Raw genomic sequence first — 20354 nt, forward strand, 5'->3', positions numbered from 1 at the left:
GGGAATTGATATGTCTTCATTAAAAATCACATGGTTACTCGCCTCATTTATTTTATTGCTATCCCCTAACCTTTCTTCTGCTAAACAAACTTTTAGGGCGGATTCGAGTTCTGATAGCGTCACCGATAAATTTCGTTCCGGCTCCCATGTAAAAGTCTATTTACCCAACTTGCCATACATTGCAAGCTCTCACTCAATTAATGCCGGATTGTTAAGACCCGCCAATAATACGCAAGGCTGGGAGTATGACCTTGCAACAAGCCACAAAATCATCTCGCCCAGACTGTATGAGTTTACCTTAAGAAAAGGGGTTAGATTTCAAGATGGCACCCCTTTCAATGCTGATTCTGTCCTTATGAATATTGAATACTTTATGAAGGAGCCCTATACCTTTACCAAGTTATATAAGGTTTTGGATCGAGTAGAAAAAATATCGCCATACGTCATTCGCTTCCATTTAACCGAAGACTATGGGTTATTGTTGTATGACGCAATCTGGCTTCATTTTTATACCAAACCCTATCTAGATAAATTTGGTTGGAACGGTAAGCCTTTTTGCCCAAATCTCGCTGAAGCGGGTCCATATGGCCTAGGACCCTACATTTTAAAAGAAGGTTACATAGAAGGTGATCGGAGAAGTGATAAAGCCGTATTAGAAGCAAACCCATATTACTGGGATAAGAACTCACCGAAGGTCGAAAAAATCACCCTCTATATGAGTCTCAGTCAAGAAGAAGCTAAAAACCTTACGCTATATGAAGAAGGAAAGCTGGACATTGCACCACTCATATTCTCAGATGAACTAGAGACAATATACGCCCCCTATTCTAAGCTCAGTCGGCTTCAATCAACGAACACCTATATCGCTCGTTTTAACCTGTTTAATGGCCACCCAATATATAAAGAGGCAGATATTAGAAAGGCCGTCAATCTCGCGATTGATCAAAATGCTTTAGTATCACTATCTATGAATGGCGAAGGAAGAAGTACTTTTATTTCTGTCCCTGAACAATTGCTTGGCGTAGACAAAGCCATCCGCTCTCTTCCCGAACACGCGCAAAGCCAAGAACCGCCTAATAAAGCGCAAATTGAATCTCTTCTTGCGACCCATAAGCAAAATTACGGATACAAAGCAGAAGAAAAAATCACGCTACGCCTATACGCACAAGAAAGTATGCGTTATATGCTGAATGACATTAAGTTCTTTCTTGAAAAGTACGATTTTGATGTGGAAATCATCATTGCTAAATCAGAGTCGGAAATGTTCATTAATGCCATTGCCGCACATGTAAATCAAAATACGACAGATTTCGATGTCGTCCTTTGGCCTAATTTCGACTGGTTTAGAAATCCTTGGGTATCGTTCTTTATTTATGATACGGCCTCTTCATGGACCACGACGCCTCCTAATGCCGAATTAGATGCTCTTGTGAACAACTTCATTGCTACGCCTTATTCAGCAACCAGTTATCAAAAAGTATTAACTCGTCTGATACAGCATTTATATAACTCAAACTACCAACTCTTCTTACCCAGTCCATACAACATTATCGCGTTGAACAAAGAGATAGTTTTTACGCCACGAACTTCCGCCATTTATCCTTTATGGGAAATCCAGGTCAGTGACTACCATTGGTCAGTGAGAGGAGAGCAACCTTACCCAGAGCAACTCAAACTTCCTATTAAGATTCTTGAATCACAAGGACAATAATATGTCGCGATTCGCAGAAGACAGTCTCTCAAAAAAAATCTTAACCCTTTTTATCATTACGACCAGCGTTTTGATTCTTCAGGGTATATACAACATTTACAGCCTTGGCGATGTGAACGATTCAATAAAAAAAGTTTACGATTCTGTCGAACAGGTCAATGAGAATAATATTGAGTTGACAGGCCCTGTGTCAGAGCTTAGGCAACTCACGATGTTTTTGGTGATGGCTCCGGATGCCGACACAAAAGAGACGATCAAAAAAGACATTCAAATAGACATTGAAAAAATTGAACGCACGTTATCAAACTACCGGACTCAAGCAGGCACGGATACAAAAGCAAACACGCTAGCAAGAAACATTGAAAATGCGTGGGAAAGTTATTATGAAACCGTTTTGAAAACCATTTATTACTCCGAGAAAAACATCCGTATTGCCGAATTTATGCATGTTGCAACCGATGCGAAAGAGTCTTATGAAGAAATGCTGGAAGAGATTGCTCATTTCAACCAACATCTCGTTGAGCGCAGTAATTTGATTTACGCACATGCAGAGTCAAGTTCAAAAGTAGCATTTTGGGCGGTGATCATCACCACCGTAACAGAGGCCCTCATCCTTAAACTCATCTTATTTTACGTCTTAAGCATCGTTAAGAAACGCCTTGATGAGCGCAAAGCTTACTCGATGGAGCTGATGGAGAAAAACAGTCAATTGGAAAACAATATTCATCAATTGCAAACCATTCAAGGCCAATTGATTGAAGCAGAAAAACAAGCCTCATTAAGTAAGCTTGTCGCTGGTGTTGCCCATGAGATCAATACTCCGATTGGTATCGGGATCACCACCTCAACCCATTTGGTCAAGCTAACCAATACCGTGGAAAACAAAGTGGCAACGAACAAGCTTACTAAACAAGATCTCACCGACTTTTTTTCGTCATCAAAAGACATTACCTCAATTTTAATCAGCAACTTATCGCGTGCCGCTGACATTATCCAAAGGTTTAAGCGCCTCTCTTCCGACAACATTCAATCACTTGAAGAAAAACTAAACATTGGCAGCAAGATTAAAGACACCATCATGGCGTTAAGTCCTAACATGAAAGATATCGATATCCAGATGGACAATATTCAAGATATCGAGGTGAAAACAGACTCTGGTGCGATTTACCACACGATTTCTAACCTTGTCTTGAATGCCAAAAACCACGCTTTTGAAGATATAGAAAAACCTAAAGTTGTGATTCGAATGGAAGAGTTTGAACACGATAAAGTGGTCATTACCGTGAGCGATAACGGAAAAGGAATGAACCAAGACATACTTGGTAAAATATTTGACCCGTTCTTCAGTACTGCAAAAGAAAACGGGGGAACCGGGCTTGGCTTGTCGATTGTCTACAATGTACTAGCAAGAATAAATGGCAGTATAAAATGTGACAGTCAACCGGGGAAAGGCACAATGTTTACCATTGAAATCCCCGGTCCAGCCAAGCTTATAGAAGATGCTTAAATGACACCTAACTCGCGAAGGCGTTCCATCAAGTAGCTATCAGCAGTGTAACGCTCAGACAGAACGACTTCTGGCTTGGGATGAAGAAAAAGTGGCAATGAAATTCGAGAGCTTTCCTGCTTCTCACCTGTCGGGTTAATAACGCGATGAGTTGTAGACGGAAAATACCCTCCTGAGGCTTCTTGTAACATGTCGCCGATATTGATGATAAGGTTGCCAAAGTCACATGGTACATCTAACCAATCGCCATCTTTACCCAACACTTGGAGCCCAGGCTCATTCGCAGCCGGAAGAACGGTCAGCAAATTGATATCTTCATGAGCCGCAGCACGAATTGCACCTGGCTCTTCATCCCCGGTCATTGGTGGATAATGTAAGACACGAAGCAATGTTTTGTTGCTACCCTCAATCATTTCAGAAAGAGCAACTGAGAATTTATCTTGAATCTCTTGTGGAGCATGCGCTTCTACCCAGCCTAATAGTTCCAGGGCAAACAAGTTTGCTCGTTCATAATATTCAAGAATTTGCTCTTTTAGCTCAGCTGGAATTTGTCCCCATGGGTAGATATGAAAATACTCTTTGATATCTTTGACCGAATGCCCTTTCGCTACTTCAGATACTGTCGGTGGAAAATACCCATCTTGAGTTTCTACGTTAAAGTGAAACTCGTTTTTCCTCTCTGACATAAAAAACTGATACCAGTTTTCATAGATGGACTCGACCAATTCTTTTGGAATTGGATGATTTTTTAAAACCCCAAACCCTGTTTCACGTAATGAGGTAACAAATTGCTTCGCTGCATCTTCAGCAAGATAATCAACAGTTTCCAATTTCATAGCTTTACTTCTAAGTTTTATTGTTTGAATTTCAAGTCGCAGAGTCTATTTGTTGCAGCTATGTAAATCAAACTTTAATGAATCGTACTCTCACTAAAATAACTTGATTGTGTGGTTTCTATACTTTTCAACACCAATCGTTAATTCTTTAAATTACAACCACAATTGAACAGTGTTTTATTGTATGTCATGATGACCTCAACTTTTAGAATGGCATAATGGATAGTTATGACAACAAACTCACCAGCCCCCTTAAAATGGCTAACGCTACTTTACAGTTTCGTTTTGGCTTTCTCAGCAATAGCACCTCATTCAAGAGCAGTATGGATCGCGGAGGTCATACCTGCCCTTTTGATACTAGGATGCATTTGGTTAATTACCTACAAATCTGAACCTTTGACGAAAACTGCCTATTTGCTCATGTTTGTATGGCTAATACTTCACACCATCGGTGCCAAGTATACATTTGCAGAAGTACCATTTGATTGGTTCAACCAACTCATAGGTTCTGAAAGAAATAATTTTGATCGAGTTGCTCACTTTTCGATAGGTTTGTATGCATACCCAATCGCAGAGCACTTGCTGAAAAGCAACAAAATGTCCCCTGCTTACGCAGTTTTGTTTGCTATCTTCGCTATCATGTCACTTGCTGCTGGCTATGAAATTATAGAATGGTGGTATGCGGCTTTGGCTGGCGGTGATGAGGGTATCGCCTTTTTAGGTTCTCAGGGCGACATCTGGGACGCTCAAAAAGACATGCTTATGGATACCCTTGGTGCAATTACTGCGCTTGCTATATTTCTGCTTCAACGACGGGTGTTCTCTTCTAACCACGTTAGGTAAGGATTAAAACCTTGGGTAAACGGAACTTGGACGATTTGCGGGACATCATAATCATGTGACTCGACAATACATCGCTCAAGTTCCATATAACACTCATTTGTGGTTTTCATAATGATTAGAAATTCTTCATCAACACAAAGCTTGCCCTCCCAAACATAGTGGCTTTGAATCGACATAGTTTGAACGCATGCCGCTAGTTTTTCAGTCAATACATTTGAAATGATTTTCTCTTTATTTGATGCACAATTCGTTGTCGTTAACACCATGCAGAACCCAGTATCCATATTTCCTCCAAACTTACGTGTATTCACATACGACCAAAGAACAATAACCCCAACAAATATCAATACAGCATTAACATAAATTAAACTTATTAATGATATTTAACTCATCAACTAGTGGATTAATCCTTATAATTGGCGTTAGGAAACCACATTTTATGAGTTGACTCTCATACTTCACTGAAACGTCCTAAGTTAGCCCAGTGTACTAGCATCTTAGACTAAAATTGAATTGTAACGAAAGAGTCGAGCTATTAAGCTGAGAACCAATAAAAATATTAAACTAATTCGACTAACATTCTTCTATTGCTGCTGGAGAATCTATGAAAATCAAGCAACTAAAAAATATAAAGACGTTGTGCTGCCCGCTCTGCGGTAGTGAGGACTATTTGCTTTCAGAAAGTGACGATATGTTGTGTGCTGAATGCGGATCTTTTTTTAATGATGTTACCCATATTAGCCAGATATACAGCAACACCATTAAACCCATTCCAAATATGTACAATACAACACCAGCCGCTTGTCATTGACATATTTTACTAGCCTATAAATTAGAGAAGACTTTCTAGCTCTTGCAGGTTTTTAATCTGAACAACCTCTTCTGGAGGTTGTTTAGAGCTAAAGCCAAGTAACTGAACTGTTTTAACCCCGGCTTTAATCCCTGCCTCCAGCCCCTTCGGGGTATCATCAACGTATATACATTCTTCTAATCGAAATCCCATGGCCATCGCCGTATAAAGTACCAAGTCTGGATCTGGCTTCCAGCTATTTGTGTCAAAGGCAGAGAAAATTCGATCGCCAAAATAGGACCTTAACCCTGTAAGTTCGAGCGCATTTTCAATCTTAGTTTTCGGACCATTTGATGCAACACAAAACTCGATTCCTCTACGCTTTAGAACCTCTAACAGCTCAATCGCTCCAGTCATCGGTTTTAAGTGCTCAGCAAACAAACGATCAAGATGTTCTCTATATACAGGCTCTAACTCATCCACTGAAACTGCCATGTTCAGGCGTTCCCGCGTGGTAGATAAGATATCAGCAAGTTTCCCACCTTCGAAATGTTCCATTGCATCGGCAATGGTCATTTCAGCGCCATATTGATTAAACGTATCCCTGATCGCTTCACAACAAAGGCGTTCGCTATCAACAAGGGTGCCATCACAATCAAATATTACACAGTGTGTTTTGTTCTCAGTCATGTTAATACCCTCGTTCGTATCTTTTTCTGAAATACTATTCTGTATTTTTCCGATGGAAACGATGGAGTTAACAGTTTGCAAAACTATTTATCGGCAAAGATGAAAAGTACCGTATATGTCACTAGTTTTAGTTGAGAATTGAATGAGATATCGCCAAGAGTTAGCTATAACCTAACACTCTACGTAGACATGTTCCGGGGTTTCGCCTTCGGCTTTGAAATATGAGATTAGATTTGATGCAAACGCGCTAGTATCAGAACAAGGTGATACTAAGTCAGATATCAGCATATCGTTGCCACTTCGCGTTACAATCGCCGCCGCAACGGGTTCGTTGCTATGGAAACCCATATATAGGCTACATGGCTCGCTGAAGATGATTTGAGTAAGAAATTCGACAATCAAGGCTTGATCATTTTCGCTCTTCCAGCGTTTCGCTTGGAGTAATGCAAACATGACAGTTAGCCGATGGAAATCGACAAGATGGATTTCTTCTACGTCCGCTTTCAATGTACTTTGGTTGTATACCTCATAGCTTCTCGATTCTACCCATCGTTTGTATAGCTCTTTACCTTTTAAACTCTCTTTCGTTGGGAACGCCACATCAATATGATGATATAACCAATCATTTTTTATATGCACGATAGAAGGAACTGATTTGGACATATGCGACCCATTGAATTATTACGTTCAATGGAGGTTAAACGTCGGCTTGGTAAGACTCAAGTAAATTATTCGTCTTATATTTTAATTGAACCAATAATAAGCACTTAAAACTGATATGCTTAGCAATGTGATAATCCAACCGGAATACAACAATGATAAAAAAAATCGCTCTAATTTCAGTTCTTGCTTTCGGATTAGCTGGCTGTGACAGTGGTGAAGTGGGTGACGTAAGTCTTGGCTTATTTACCATGAAAGACATTAAACTTAACCATATGCAAGACCCTATTGTAAAAGGGGTAACTTGCCATGTTGCTTCAATTGAAGCCGACTTCAGCCTTGCTGACCCAAGTGATAGCTCTATCTCTTGCCGTCAAACAGGGGACATTACACCAGAGATGATTGCAGAAATCGACAAATCAAAAAATGGCGAAGTTGTTTTCAAAAAATCGAAAAGTGTATTTTTCAAAGCCATGAAAATTCGCCGCATTTTTGATGTTGAAAACCAAACACTGATGTACCTGTCATACTCGACTAAAGAAACTTCAGGTAGTTTCAAACATAGCTTGTCGACCGTACCTCTATGGGGAACAAAAGCATACGGTGCTTTCAAAGAGCAAAAATAAGCCTCTTTACTCACTCATAGTGCCAGATGTTTGATCTGGCACTTTTGTGTAAATAAAATGAAAGCAATCTTTTCTGGGTGTGATATCATGCGGCAAAATTTCCAACTCCACTCTCTAAAATGAAGTTTCCTGGACAGCGTAAATCCAAGCACTATTTTCCTACTCACGCTCGTGACCCTTTAGTCAACCAAATCAAACAAACACCAAAGCTACATCGCCCTATTATTGTCGGCGTAGGTCAAACGATTGTTGATATCGAGGCTCGTGTCGATGATAAGTTCCTTGAAAAATATGAGTTAAGTAAAGGTCATTCTCTGGTACTTGAAGAGAGTAAAGCAGATGCACTGTATGATGAGCTTGTTGAAAAAGGCTTGATCACACATCAATATCCTGGCGACACTATTGGCAATACGTTGCATAACTACTCTGTATTGGCTGACAGCAAGTCGGTCCTGCTTGGTGTCATGTCTAGGAATATCGAAGTTGGCTCTTTTGCGTATCGTTACCTTTGTCGCACTTCTTCACGCATGAACCTAAACCACTTACAGATGGTTGAAGGCCCTATTGGACGTTGTTATACGTTGATCTCTCAAGATGGTGAACGCACATTTGCGATTAACGAAGGACACATGAACAAGCTTCACCCTGATAGCGTGCCAGAAGAGGTGTTTGATAAAGCATCCGCATTAGTTGTCTCATCATATCTGATGCGTGGGAAACCTGAAGACCCAATGCCACAAGCCGTTGCACGTGCCATTGAAATTGCAAAAAGTAAAAACGTACCTGTTGTACTAACGTTAGGTACTAAGTGGGTCATAGAAGGCAATGCAAAGTGGTGGCAAGACTACATAAAAGAGAACATCACGATTGTTGCAATGAATGAAGAGGAAGGTGAAGCGCTAACTGGCGAAAAAGATCCTCTTCTAGCTGCAGACAAGGCATTGGAATGGGTAGACCTTGTATTATGTACAGCTGGCCCTGTTGGTTTATACATGGCAGGCTATACCGAAGATTCTGTTAAACGTGATACTGAGTTACCGCTATTACCAGGTAACATTCCTGAGTTTAACAAATATGAATTTAGCCGTGCGATGCGTAAGCAAGATTGTCAATCACCAATCAAAGTTTACTCACATATTGGACCATACCTTGGTGGACCGTTAGAAATTAAAAACACGAACGGAGCTGGAGATGGTGCTCTATCAGCATTGCTTCACGACATGGCTGCAAACAGCTACCACGTGACCAATGTTCCTAACTCTTCAAAACACGATGCGCCGTATCTTACTTATTCCTCTTTGTCACAAATTTGTAAGTATGCAAACCGTGTAAGCTATGAAGTACTTACTCAGCACTCTCCTCGCCTATCGAGAGCGCTACCTGAAAGAGAAGATAGCCTAGAAGAAGCCTACTGGGACAGATAACAAAAAGAGCCGCTAAAGCGGCTCTTTTTCGTTTAGTGGCCAGAATTCAAGCTGCCCATCTATTACCATAATGCAATCCATTCCTGCGGCATGCGCTGCTTGTTTTCCCAACTCTGTATCTTCGAATACCACACACTGCATTTTAGTCAAACCCATTATTGCTGCGGCTTGTGCAAATGTGTCTGGATGAGGTTTATGATGATTTACATCACTCGCTGTGACTAAAGCATCTAACTTCTCAAGGAAATTGAATCTATCAAGCAAACGCTCGGCATTGACTCGCTGACTTCCTGTCCCTACTGCGATTTTTTTCTTTCCGCAAAACTCTGAAAAAATATCGGACGTACAGCCAATTATGCCACCATGATCTTCTAAACTTGAAAATGCATCCATCTTATATCTTGAAACCATTGCAGCATCTAACGCTAAATCATATTTAGCATTCACTTCCATGACAATTTTATTACTCGGCATTCCTCCTAAACCATGTATCCAAGAAGCGTTATAAGGAAAATTAAAGTGACTTGCGGTCATTTCCCAAGCCAACAAATGAGCAGGCATGGTATCAATCAAGGTACCATCCATATCAAAGATCAAGCCTTCGTATTTTTTTAACTTATTTTTCACTTACGGTGCCCTGTCAAGTAATTCATTTCATCAATTAATTACACCAAACTCTTAATAATCAATAATAATATTGATAAACTAGTGATTAATAACTAACATTTTAGTGAAGTATTTCTACTCACAGATCGAATGAAATTATTAGGTAATCTCATGAATATTAAACAAAAGCTGTATTCATTGGGTGCGATTGCCGTTTTAGGTGTTGTATCTCTTTTGGCAACTACCACGCATTTTGCACAATCGACATCAGAACTTAAACAAGCTAACCAACTGGTTACTGAGCTAGAAGTTCGACTTCTGAATCTCCGGAGAAACGAAAAAGACTTTTTATTACGTAAAGACGCTAAGTATTTAGATAAGTTTGACAAGAATGTCGATATCTTTTTGGGACTTGAGGCACAACTCGCTGATATTCTTCAAAACCAATCACTACCATCTAGCCAGCAGCTAAAAAGCGATCTTCTTTCTTATCAAAAAGGATTCCAAGATTTAGTCGCTGCATTCACAGCTCACGGCCTTAAAAGTGAAGATAAGTTGCTTGGGGCATATAATGACGCTCTAAGTTCTGCTAAATCAAACCTTAACAGTGATCAATTGCTGTCATTGATTTCATTTGATGAAAAAGTTCATCAAGGAGAGCTAGACAAGTCTCTCATTCCTTTCGCCCAGGACAATCTAGTGAATACGGCGACTCTGTTAGTTGATCAGAAGATTAGAATTGGCCTTAAGTATAATGTTGGTCTTTTGGGTGATACTAGAGCCCTATCCCATACCGTAGAAACCCAGTTCAAAGAATTTAACAAAGCATTAAAAACTCAAAGTGAGCAAGCAGAAGAGCAAGCCTTCTTTATTAGACAAATTGTTACTGCAATTGTTGTTCTATTTATTGTTGGTTTTATTCTTCAAATAGCTCGCTCAATAAACCTTCAAGTCGCCGCATTACTAAGAATAATTCAAGAAATTGCTCAATCAAATAATGTTTCCTTAAGATCAGATTTGAAAGGTAATAATGAACTCGTATCAATAGGCAATTACTTTAATAAATTACTTGATAAGCTTGAGCAACTTATTTCTGGTACACAAGAAAAGTCTGCAGGATTATCCCAAAGCACTAGTAATATGCATGAAGAGCTGCAATCAGTAATTGAGCAATTTCATGCTCAAGCTAATCATACGTCTACCATGGCGACATCAGTACAAGAGATGGTTTCAACCATCAACGAAATTTCAGAAAGTACATCGATTGCCGTTGAAGGTGTTCAGCAAGCAGCAGTCAATGCTAAGCATGGTCGTGATGTTGTAGAAACAACCGTTAAAAATATTGACGAGCTTTCAACAACATTAGGTGAAAGCCAGCACTCCATTAGTTCATTGAACGAGCATGTCGATAAAATTGGGGATGCAGTTAACATCATCCAAGAAATTGCAGAGCAAACTAACTTACTTGCGTTAAATGCAGCGATTGAGGCAGCTCGTGCGGGTGAACAAGGGCGAGGCTTTGCTGTTGTGGCTGATGAAGTTCGTGCACTAGCAAGCCGAACTCATCAATCAACTGAAGAAATAACCAAAGTTGTCACCGCAATTCAATCCCAAATGTCGACAGTAGTAACGAACATCGACCAATGCAACGAACAAGGACAATCCACGCTGTCAGCATCACAAACACTGGATGATAGCTTGAGTCAAATCATTAGCGATATGACAAATATTCAAGCAAATTCTGAAAGAATCGCCTCTGCAATTGAAGAGCAAGGGATTGTAATGAATCAAGTCAGTGACTCGATTACAGAACTAAATACGATTTCTGAAAACAATATGAATTCTGCACAACAATGTTTAAGTGAAGTCGATATTGTATCTGACCAAGCAAAACAAATGGATCATGCAGTCGCTGAGTTTAGGACTTCGTAAGACCGATTAGAAAAAACGCCTTAAAGATTTATATTCTTAGTGCATATACTCACTTTAGCATCAAACTCACTTTTTCGAATAGGCACCTCTTTGCTTTCTATTACGGATTTACCTTTCTTTTCCAAAAAATCATAATCATATGACGCTGTTTTTCCACCACTATAGAAATACTGAACGATATCAATGCTTTCTTTATTTTTTGAAATAACACATAAAAACTGCTTTTTTTCATTCAAAAACAAACTCTCACCATTTATAAAACTATTTTCTGAGAATTTTCCAAGCTGATTTTCATACAAAAACACAGTATCACTTGAATTAGAATCATTTAATTCCTTTATAATTAAATCTTCAAATCCATCAAAGTTAACATCGACTAATTTATAGTTATAATCAAGAAACCCTGGCTCCACCCACGCAGAAATTTTTTGTGTTTGACCTGTATTCCATTTGACAGTAATTAATTGTGAAGAGATATCAATACCTAGTACTCTTTTATTGATCGATTCAGTGCTCGCACTCGCAAATATAAATGGCGAAGCACAGAAAAATAAAGCTATGAAAGCAACATTTAAATATTTCATATACTAATTACCTTTTTTGCCACTTCTAATTTTTTAATCCTATCAGCCATATGGTTGGGTTCTTTATCTCGATCCGCATATACAGGATTAGTTTGTTTTCTCCATCCATTTACATAAACAGATACCCAAAAAATATCATCACGATCTGCTGTAGAATTCAATTTCGGTCTAATATACTTCCAATAATAAGCGGAATACAAACATGCAATATCAATATTAGATGCAACTTGCTCAGCAAGAGCTGTACTGCTGGTAATGTCCAAATTTTCGCAATCAGGATGGGTGTTTAAGTATTCTTGGCATTCCCTATAATTCCCTCTTCCTTTGAAACACTTACCATCTCCAACCTCAGTATTACCTAAGTTTAGATTTCCCCCTAAATATGTTCCATCAGAAATCTCTTCCATACATGAGCTACTTGAGCAAGAAAGTGCGTTATACGTAAAGGTGTATTTATCTCAAACATTGTCATCGCTCGGTTGATAGGGTCAACAAACTTTTCCACCTTTCATAGCTAACATCTGACATCCAAATTAAGTTATCAATTCTTGATTTTTCATGCTTAATCAATCTCTTAACTCTTTGGTTGGCATACTGTTAAACCAGCTTGTCTAAAAATGCTTTTTCATCTGATTTGACTGGCCACTCACTTTCATGCTTGGCAACAATGTATTTGCAACTATCCCATGGCGTTAAATTTGCGATGATACCAGAATCAGGAATATCTTCTTCTCCCACATTCAGTTTTTGAACCAATTCCTTATAAAAGGTCGAGGATTCATTTTAATTTAGGAAACCATTAATATCTCAACGTCTTCAATAAACTTCAGTTCTTTTAAGGTGGTGCATTCCTCATTTTTACCCAAGAATGCATCCGCGAAATAGGCTGGTGGCTTATCTACTGAAAACACCTCAAATTGCACTTGATGCCGAGTCTAAAGTTATCAGAGAACTCTCTATTCTTGAGTGTATCGTTTATTGAATAAGATACTCTGTTTGTTAAGAATGCACTTAAACTAAGCAGTACCAAAATTAGGATAGAAAAATTAGTTTTTTAAGCATTATATGTGGATCAGTCTTTGAACATCTTATTAAACTCATTTAAAGCAAAACCATATACTCTAGCATTTTTATCTTTGATAGATATAACTTCATCTGGAACAGACTTTAACTTGATTTGACTATCAAAGTAAAAGAACCAAAAACTCTTAAGCTCTCGGTCTGCTAAGCGATTCAACTCTTCTATTGCAGTATTTTGGTAGGAGGTTAAAAATTTACGTATCAGGTACTGCAGGTAGGCGACATTATCTATTTGCCAATGACCGTTTACACCTAGCTGGAACATATTGGAGTATTGGTTCTTTGATACAGTAAGTTTGAAAAACTGGTCAAGGTAATCGTACGACTTTTCATTTCCTGCGAGTAGACCGTCTGTGCCTGAGTCTGTTTCGGAATAACCAAATATTGCGAAGAAACGGTCAAAGTTTTTTGGGAAACACTGATAAAAGCGTTCCTGATTTCTTGCAACATCATCATTTTTCTCAATCATACTGTATGCCGATTCGATACAGGTTACATCGGATGCAAGACTATAAGGCTTTACTGGCTGTGCAGATGCAGAGAGAGATAGTGCTAAAGCCGGTAACAACAGCACGGTTCTGATCTTATTACTAGTCTTCATGTATAGCGTTGAATACAATGAGAAACCCTCACTTGCGATGAAAAATTTACTGAGCTATTACTGAACTGCTAACCGTCACCTAGAGAAAAGATATTAATTTGGCTCTTTTTGTTAAGGAAGTTGGTAATTTTCAACTGAAGATTACTAACTAGTAAGTAAAATCTAGCTTGGAAAATGAACCCTTGGGATCACCAAGCAATATAGCTCGATCATCCATGATCATTTGGTACTCTTTTTGGCCGCCTATAACAAATTCATAGTCACCTATAAATTGAAAGTGGTTACTCTTCTGAAATGTATAGATATAACCTAGTTCACTAATCGATTCCAACCCTGATTCAAAGTACCTTGCACGAATCACAATTAGTTCATGATAGGTGCTCTGACACTTTTCTACTGATATCGTACTTTCAGCATCGTCTAACATGCTTTGTTCTGTTGATAATTTTTTATCATTAACGACAAGAGTCATATTGGTAGAAGGGAGCTTAATTTCTACCTGAGGGAGGTAATAAAGGTCACTGTATCCAAATACCCCTTCCGACGAGATTGAAGCCTTTATGTTTGGAACAACAACAAAGCTATTCTTTTTTGTCTCGTATACCGAAGAACACTCGCTACTAGTTACTAAGTTGTTAACAAAGACCTTAATAACCATTGTACTCATAGCTATTAAGGTGAATGTGGTACAGAGCACCTTACTTAGCCTTGTTCATAACTAGCTTTTGTATCATCTTGAGATTTCTTGTCATCGTTTGTTAATTAAGGGACATCTACATTAAAGAATTATATATCCCCTATACTTATATAAAAGCTCAGTTTTTTAGTGTATAAGCCAAAATAACTATCATCAGCTTGAATAGAAAAATCATACTCAACGGAATCTGTTGGACTTTTAATTACAACTTTATCAGATGAAAATGACTCAGATTTTTAAATATCAATTAAACCAACAAACATATCCTCATTGATTTTTAGATGGTGCTTAGATTTAATTTTATTAAATATATTAAAAAAGTTATTCGCTATGTCTGGGTAATGCCTACTGTTGTAAAATCACTCAATCTGAATGTTACTCATAACACATGTTTTTTTGATGTACTATTGCTATATCTCCCGTATCATTAACTATAAACTGCCTTTCTGTAAGCTCTTGGCTATCTTCATCAACGGACGTTAGTCTTTTACTAAAAAGTCTGAATTAATATCTACAAAAGGTACATTACAATCAAGTTTAGCACTTGCTCCAAATGATGTAAGTGTAAGGAAAATTGCCAAAAAAAATCGCATTACTTAGAGTCCCTATATGTTTACCTCTATATGCCAACATCTATTTTACTTATTGGTTCGTCAATGAACCTCAGTTTTCCTTCGTTTTCCATAGCGCGAAACTGATTAGAAATCTTGTTAATAGGTGACTTGTCATAGTTATTTGCATTCAACATTGAGTTTACGCCCAAGTCAATAATATTTACCTTTTCGTACTCATCAAAGGTTGTACAGTGCTTAGATACTTTTTTCCCGTTTCGCAATAAGCTTTCAATTTTGCTTGTCATAAGATCAATAACATTCGTCGTCGCATAATTTTCTTTATAAACTGTAAGTACAATGTCGCCGATTTGCCCATAGAGTTTGAATTGGCTAGCTAAATATTGAAGACCGATTCGAAAAAAGCGCCTGGCTCTTGCTAGGCGTTTTTTAGTCAAACTTCGTTTTTAACGCTGCTTCAATCATTGCCTCAAAAGGATAAGCGGACAATGGGAGGGCTCCCTGTTGTAAACTGTTGGTATATTCACCAGACACATAATCACTCTTAACTGGCGTTTTACAACTTAGCTGGAGATCACCAATAGTTATACCTTCCATCCAATGTTCTTCCCCATAATCCCCCATATAGGCACTATATAGAATCTCTTCATTTGAGAAAGTTAATGATATGAAATTATATATTTTCTCGGAATAGTGATTAACTTTGACTCTATATTTTGGTTCGCTCAGTTCTTCAGGTATAAGTTGTTGGCTTTCTGTGCCTCTTGTCATTCTCCACTGAACATACCCGCTGCCAGGTGAAGAGTTACCTTTGGCACATATTGCTACTTTATAACCATTTTCCAATTCGCAGCTAAAATATGTTTGTTCATTTACGTTACATAATGCTACGGCACTTACAGAGGTGCTAGTAAACAACGCAATTCCACTAGTTAAAGTTGTCATCTCAATACACCTAGTTCAATTATATTTTTAAACCTTAATTCGTAGCTATCAGTAGCTTTATTTATAATTTTAGTTCTTTCAAGGTGGTACAATCCTCATTTTTTACAAGGAAAGCGTCTGTGAAGTACGCTGGTGGCTTATCAACTGAAAACATCTCAAAATGCACTTGACACCGAGTTCAAAATAGTTCAAGCACTTGCAAAACAAAGCCCCGCACTTAGTAGGGCTTTGTTATAATTATTCTTTGTATAGTATGCTAATAGCGTTCAACTATTTCGAAAATGATTTGCAAACATCTGACTGAAGAGCAATGGCAACCAACTTTTCACCATATGATCGTAATACTAATGGTGTTTGCGAATGATAGTTACCTTGCTTCGCTTTATCTAGAAAACAGATATATAAACTATCTCCCTTTGTCTTGAACAGCTTAATAGAATATAGCCAATATTCATCTTCCAATCGAATTTCATGCTCTGTGAAAATGGGAGGAGGTAATTGTTCAAACTCGGATAAAAAAGTTTCATTGCCAGACCGCATAGGCATTAGAGAACTATTGAAAGTAGTAATATCCAGCTTGCTATAGATATTTTCTAAATTCGAAGAGCAAGATAAAGTCGAGAAAAAAATTCCAATTATAAAAATAAATGATTTCATAGTAGTTCCTTAATTAAAGAGGCTTCCTTTTTTCGTCTAGTGGGGTAGCTCTCCTTGAAATCCATCAGATTATTATACATAGAAAGTCTTTTGATCTTTGAGATGTGATCAAGAGACAGGCAGTATGCGGGGCTTTGATTTGAAGGTTAAGGCATCGATATCATTGACTCGAAGAACTTGATAATTTTTCTATTTTCAGCAATGAGGCATTCATTGAAAACTACAAATTCTGCATCGGTTCCATGGGATTCAAAAGATACTAATTCACACTTGTTATTTGCCATCGTGTTCCATGATCCCAAAAGGGCATTGATTTGTGATTTTTTTTCAGGAAAGTATTCTAATACTTCCGAATGCAGCTCATTTATTTGGTTAGATACGATCTTCAATTCTACTTTATATCCATCATTAATTTTTATTAGTTGCTCCTGTTCCGTTTTATTGAAAGCAGCAGTTGCACAAGTGGAAAGTACTATCAAGGTAAGAGTTAGATTAATTTTTCGCATATTCAGCTCTGATTTTTACTCGTTCTGAGGGGACGTTTGTCCAATTCTTCTTATCTGCCAATTTATTGGATAGACTAATGAGATCTCCATTATAGGCATCAGTTTGTACGATCTTTCTAGATGTTGGGGTGTAATCACCTCTAAATCTTAAGTCAACCAATAAATCTCGTATTTTTTGTGGGATAGCCCCCCACGCTTCATCTGGGTTTATATTTTTATTAGGGTGGTAAGCTTTCAGTGTTATTGTTTTCTTGCTGATCCTTGATACATCCTTTTCTAACCGACCATAGACATCATTAAATAACAAAAACTGTTGTTTTCTTGTAATGGCTGATGACTTGATTGTGGAAGAGGCTGAATCATAATACTGTTTAGCTTCTGACCCTTTCTTACCTTGCGCACCTAAGAGCCATTCTGACAGCTCGTTTGAGACACCCGCAGCATTTAGATCTGTTGACGCTGAGGTTTGTTGTCCTAAATCGTAACCTCGACCAATCGTGACCCCACTGTTGCCCCCTGGCCAATGTATAGTTCTAGAGAAATAAATACTAGAGTTATTGTCATTCCCTTCAGCATCAAAAGTTAATTGGCCTTTAGGTACAACTAACCATTTCAAATCCATTTCATCATTATCCCACCCTTCAACAAGTGCCTCATCTAGCCCAAGAATCGTTCCTTGCCCTGTGATTCCATCAACAGCTCCGATTTCATAAGCAAGATGGGTTTGGTTAGTTGGCTTATAGTTTTCTTGGAACAGCTTAACTTGACGTTCAGTTGTGGAGCCATAGTCGCCATCTACGCCAAATCTACCTAAATCAAAACCTAGTTTTATCAATGCTTGCTGAATATATTCAACCTCTTGCCCTTTCGAACCTTTTTTATAGGAAGCGGACTCACGGTTTGCGAGTTTGTCTAAGATTAAAGATTGCTTTAAAAGCGGGGATTTCAACCTTAACGCTGCCTCCTCTGCTACCTCTGAACCGGGTTCATCCGATGTTCCTTTACTCTGAGACGCCGAAACTTCCGCATTGTTAATACCAATAACCTCTTTATTTAGTAACTCAATCTCTGAGATAACCCGTACATCTGCACTTCTTTGCGATGCTAAGATATCAGCTTGTGTTAATTCTTCCGGAGTCGCTAACTCTTTAAGTACATTGGGTAATTCAGCTTGTTGACCCGCATATCCACTTCCACTACCCGCACTGCCACCAGAATTTAAGTTAATTCCTGCACCCACCATGTGCACACCAGCAGGGTCTATTTTTACAAAGCTACCTGCTGCTTTTACCGTAATTTCTGAGCCAGCCTCTATAACTACTTTTTTACCTGCTTTAACATGGATCTGATTTGCAGCCTCGTTAACCCAAACTTTGCCGGTTTTTACGTGTAGAGAACCGTCCACAATAAGTGTTTTGTTAGACGTTACCTTTTCGCGAGACTCACCACCTACCGTCATATGTTGATTATTCTTCACTTGGGTAAAGCTGTCATTCTCCACCGTCAGGTGCTTATCATGCTTAATGTGTGTGGTGTGGTCGTTCTTGATTTCTGCATCGAAGTCTTTCTGAGCATGCAGGTAAACCTGCTCTACCCCCGCTTGGTCTTCAAAACTAATTTCATTAAAGCCACTGCCTTGATGAGTTTCACTGCGTATCACGGTTTTGGTTTTATTGTCTGGCAGTGTGTAAGGCGAGGTGTTGGTCGCATGATAGGTGCGCCCAGTGATGATTGGTTGGTCTGGATCACCGTTTAGGAATGAGACAATGACTTCATGACCAATACGAGGGATTGCCATCATGCCGTATTGACTACCGGCCCAGCCTTGTGAGACGCGTACCCAGCATGAGCTCTTGTCATCCCCATTCGAGTAGCGGTCCCAAGGGAAGTGGATTTTGACTCGGCCATGTTCATCACAAAAGATTTCTTCCCCTTCAGGGCCCACGACAGTGGCTATCATCGGGCCATCCACCTGAGGTTTACTTTGTGGGGTAGCCTGCCAAGTGATGTTCGCGGGCACCAGCTTGAACTGGTTGGTGTAAGTGGTGGTACCGTTGCCCCCTTCTTCTTCCAAAGCTTGATGCTGAGTCCCTTGGTGGTGAACCTGAACCACTAACCAGTCTCGGTTTAATGCCGTATCAAGGTGCTCTTGCAGGTCAAACTTGTAACCGGACTGAAGCTGTGGGTGGTTACTTTTCCCGGTTGCAGTATGGGCGTCGCGTCTGAGGTAGTCTAAGCGGATTTGGTTAAACGCTTTGCCATTGTCATCGTCTTTAAAACGTCCCGGCGCATCAAAGTGTTCATACACGTCAGTGCGTTGGTAAGCCATCTCAGTGCCAAGGGCTTGTTGCTCAAACCCATAAGTGGGCTTTTTAAAACTGTAGTCTTTTAATGCGGTATGACTGACTTCCGTTTGAGTGTGGGTTTCTAATTGAGAGATGTAAGGCGTATCGATGGCGCCGCCACTTAATACGTTGTAAGGAATTGGTAAACCAAGTTGAGGGAGGCTTTCACTGGAGTCGGTAAACAGCAGGGTGTGTTTACCTTCTTCATGGATAAAGCTGTACACCAAGCCTTCTTCGGCTGCTAAGCGATGGAGAAAGTCTAAATCGGTCTCTCGGTATTGAACACAGAACTCACGTTGGGCACAGTCACGCTTTAGGGAAAAGGCATAGTCGTTAATCCCCATTTCCTGAAGCAGAACAGAGAGAATTTCAGGGACGGTTTTTAACTGGAAGATACGGCTGTTATGGCGTAGGGATAAACGTTCAAGGGCAGGAACTAAGGTTAAGGCATAGAAGGTGTGATGATGGCCAGTATCACCTTTAGTGAAGTTACGGGCAATGCCATGAACCCGTTGAACAATCTGACCATTGAGTTCAATTTCCAACTGAATGGCTTTATCCACCACTTGGTCTGCGGTGAGGTTAGCTTTGCGACTGGCCAGTGCCAGTTCATATCGGTAACCGTGACACAGGCTGCCATCATTCAAGCGACTTTGAGAAAGGGAGTCACTGCCATGATATTCCCGAACCACTAAGGTGCCGTCTTCTAGCCCATCGACGCGCAGATTGAAATTCAACGTTG

General features: G+C 39.3%; 22 protein-coding genes. 7 read left to right on the plus strand and 15 right to left on the minus strand.

The features are described from left to right. The first annotated feature begins 10 nt into the window (after window positions 1-10). The gene (locus ACQEXS_RS07645) at window positions 11-1711 is read left to right on the plus strand and encodes an ABC transporter substrate-binding protein (protein WP_427009503.1); all 1701 of its coding nucleotides are present in this window, start codon (window positions 11-13) and stop codon (window positions 1709-1711) included. Window position 1712: 1 nt separating this feature from the next. Further along, window positions 1713-3218, plus strand: coding sequence for an ATP-binding protein (locus tag ACQEXS_RS07650; RefSeq protein ID WP_427013377.1), 1506 nt, complete (start codon window positions 1713-1715; stop codon window positions 3216-3218). On the opposite strand, the gene ACQEXS_RS07655 is transcribed toward ACQEXS_RS07650, so the two are convergent. Then, a complete protein-coding gene (locus ACQEXS_RS07655) occupies window positions 3215-4054 on the minus strand; it encodes an isopenicillin N synthase family dioxygenase (RefSeq protein WP_427013378.1) in 840 nt (279 codons plus the stop codon). The genes ACQEXS_RS07650 and ACQEXS_RS07655 overlap by 4 nt on opposite strands. A 228-nt stretch (window positions 4055-4282) precedes the next feature. On the opposite strand from ACQEXS_RS07655, the gene ACQEXS_RS07660 reads away from it, so the two are divergent. Then, on the plus strand, window positions 4283-4897 hold the full coding sequence (locus ACQEXS_RS07660; RefSeq protein WP_427009501.1) for a DUF2238 domain-containing protein: 615 nt from the start codon (window positions 4283-4285) through the stop codon (window positions 4895-4897). Here the strand turns inward: ACQEXS_RS07660 and cutA are convergent. Then, the gene (gene cutA / locus ACQEXS_RS07665) at window positions 4861-5181 is read right to left on the minus strand and encodes a divalent-cation tolerance protein CutA (RefSeq protein ID WP_427013379.1); all 321 of its coding nucleotides are present in this window, start codon (window positions 5179-5181) and stop codon (window positions 4861-4863) included. The two genes, ACQEXS_RS07660 and cutA, sit on opposite strands and share 37 nt — an antisense overlap. 320 nt (window positions 5182-5501) lie before the next feature. On the opposite strand from cutA, the gene ACQEXS_RS07670 reads away from it, so the two are divergent. Further along, window positions 5502-5708 (plus strand): hypothetical protein, encoded by a 207-nt coding sequence (locus ACQEXS_RS07670; RefSeq protein ID WP_427013380.1) that lies wholly within the window; start codon window positions 5502-5504, stop codon window positions 5706-5708. A gap of 21 nt (window positions 5709-5729) precedes the next feature. Here ACQEXS_RS07670 and ACQEXS_RS07675 read toward each other — a convergent pair whose 3' ends face one another. Together ACQEXS_RS07675 and ACQEXS_RS07680 are read right to left on the minus strand one after the other, a co-directional pair. Next, window positions 5730-6377: an HAD-IA family hydrolase gene (locus ACQEXS_RS07675; protein WP_367989957.1), complete on the minus strand. Its 648-nt coding sequence runs from the start codon at window positions 6375-6377 to the stop codon at window positions 5730-5732. A gap of 171 nt (window positions 6378-6548) precedes the next feature. Further along, window positions 6549-7040 (minus strand): flavodoxin, encoded by a 492-nt coding sequence (locus tag ACQEXS_RS07680; RefSeq protein WP_367989958.1) that lies wholly within the window; start codon window positions 7038-7040, stop codon window positions 6549-6551. 152 nt (window positions 7041-7192) lie between these two features. Between ACQEXS_RS07680 and ACQEXS_RS07685 the strand changes: the two genes are divergently transcribed. Beyond that, window positions 7193-7663, plus strand: coding sequence for a CreA family protein (locus ACQEXS_RS07685; RefSeq protein WP_367989959.1), 471 nt, complete (start codon window positions 7193-7195; stop codon window positions 7661-7663). Between the two features lie 119 nt (window positions 7664-7782). Continuing rightward, entirely contained in the window at window positions 7783-9087 is a 1305-nt protein-coding gene (locus ACQEXS_RS07690) for an inosine/guanosine kinase (protein ID WP_367989960.1), read from the plus strand. Between the two features lie 12 nt (window positions 9088-9099). Here ACQEXS_RS07690 and ACQEXS_RS07695 read toward each other — a convergent pair whose 3' ends face one another. Then, entirely contained in the window at window positions 9100-9714 is a 615-nt protein-coding gene (locus tag ACQEXS_RS07695; protein ID WP_427013381.1) for a beta-phosphoglucomutase family hydrolase, read from the minus strand. Window positions 9715-9864: 150 nt separating this feature from the next. Between ACQEXS_RS07695 and ACQEXS_RS07700 the strand changes: the two genes are divergently transcribed. After that, a complete protein-coding gene (locus ACQEXS_RS07700) occupies window positions 9865-11625 on the plus strand; it encodes a methyl-accepting chemotaxis protein (protein ID WP_427013382.1) in 1761 nt (586 codons plus the stop codon). Between the two features lie 20 nt (window positions 11626-11645). Here ACQEXS_RS07700 and ACQEXS_RS07705 read toward each other — a convergent pair whose 3' ends face one another. The 10 genes from ACQEXS_RS07705 to tssI form a co-directional block, all read right to left on the minus strand. After that, window positions 11646-12209 carry a hypothetical protein gene (locus ACQEXS_RS07705; RefSeq protein ID WP_427013383.1) on the minus strand — a complete coding sequence of 188 codons (564 nt, stop codon included), beginning with the start codon at window positions 12207-12209 and terminating at the stop codon, window positions 11646-11648. Continuing rightward, window positions 12206-12616: a hypothetical protein gene (locus tag ACQEXS_RS07710; protein ID WP_427013384.1), complete on the minus strand. Its 411-nt coding sequence runs from the start codon at window positions 12614-12616 to the stop codon at window positions 12206-12208. Before ACQEXS_RS07710 ends, ACQEXS_RS07705 begins: the two co-directional genes overlap by 4 nt. A gap of 190 nt (window positions 12617-12806) precedes the next feature. Beyond that, window positions 12807-12947 carry a hypothetical protein gene (locus tag ACQEXS_RS07715; RefSeq protein ID WP_427013385.1) on the minus strand — a complete coding sequence of 47 codons (141 nt, stop codon included), beginning with the start codon at window positions 12945-12947 and terminating at the stop codon, window positions 12807-12809. 334 nt (window positions 12948-13281) lie between these two features. Beyond that, a complete protein-coding gene (locus ACQEXS_RS07720) occupies window positions 13282-13890 on the minus strand; it encodes a hypothetical protein (protein ID WP_427013386.1) in 609 nt (202 codons plus the stop codon). A 148-nt stretch (window positions 13891-14038) separates the two neighbouring features. Beyond that, window positions 14039-14548 carry a hypothetical protein gene (locus tag ACQEXS_RS07725; protein WP_427013387.1) on the minus strand — a complete coding sequence of 170 codons (510 nt, stop codon included), beginning with the start codon at window positions 14546-14548 and terminating at the stop codon, window positions 14039-14041. A gap of 658 nt (window positions 14549-15206) precedes the next feature. Next, the gene (locus ACQEXS_RS07730; protein WP_427013388.1) at window positions 15207-15596 is read right to left on the minus strand and encodes a hypothetical protein; all 390 of its coding nucleotides are present in this window, start codon (window positions 15594-15596) and stop codon (window positions 15207-15209) included. Continuing rightward, a complete protein-coding gene (locus ACQEXS_RS07735; protein ID WP_427013389.1) occupies window positions 15589-16104 on the minus strand; it encodes a hypothetical protein in 516 nt (171 codons plus the stop codon). Before ACQEXS_RS07735 ends, ACQEXS_RS07730 begins: the two co-directional genes overlap by 8 nt. 270 nt (window positions 16105-16374) lie before the next feature. Then, window positions 16375-16761: a hypothetical protein gene (locus tag ACQEXS_RS07740; protein WP_427013390.1), complete on the minus strand. Its 387-nt coding sequence runs from the start codon at window positions 16759-16761 to the stop codon at window positions 16375-16377. 146 nt (window positions 16762-16907) lie between these two features. Then, the gene (locus ACQEXS_RS07745; RefSeq protein WP_427013391.1) at window positions 16908-17267 is read right to left on the minus strand and encodes a hypothetical protein; all 360 of its coding nucleotides are present in this window, start codon (window positions 17265-17267) and stop codon (window positions 16908-16910) included. Beyond that, window positions 17254-20349 carry a type VI secretion system tip protein TssI/VgrG gene (gene tssI, locus ACQEXS_RS07750; protein WP_427013404.1) on the minus strand — a complete coding sequence of 1032 codons (3096 nt, stop codon included), beginning with the start codon at window positions 20347-20349 and terminating at the stop codon, window positions 17254-17256. Before tssI ends, ACQEXS_RS07745 begins: the two co-directional genes overlap by 14 nt. Window positions 20350-20354: the final 5 nt, after the last annotated feature.

It is taken from the genome of Vibrio sp. TRT 17S01, assembly GCF_050113695.1.
Lineage (GTDB): Bacteria > Pseudomonadota > Gammaproteobacteria > Enterobacterales > Vibrionaceae > Vibrio.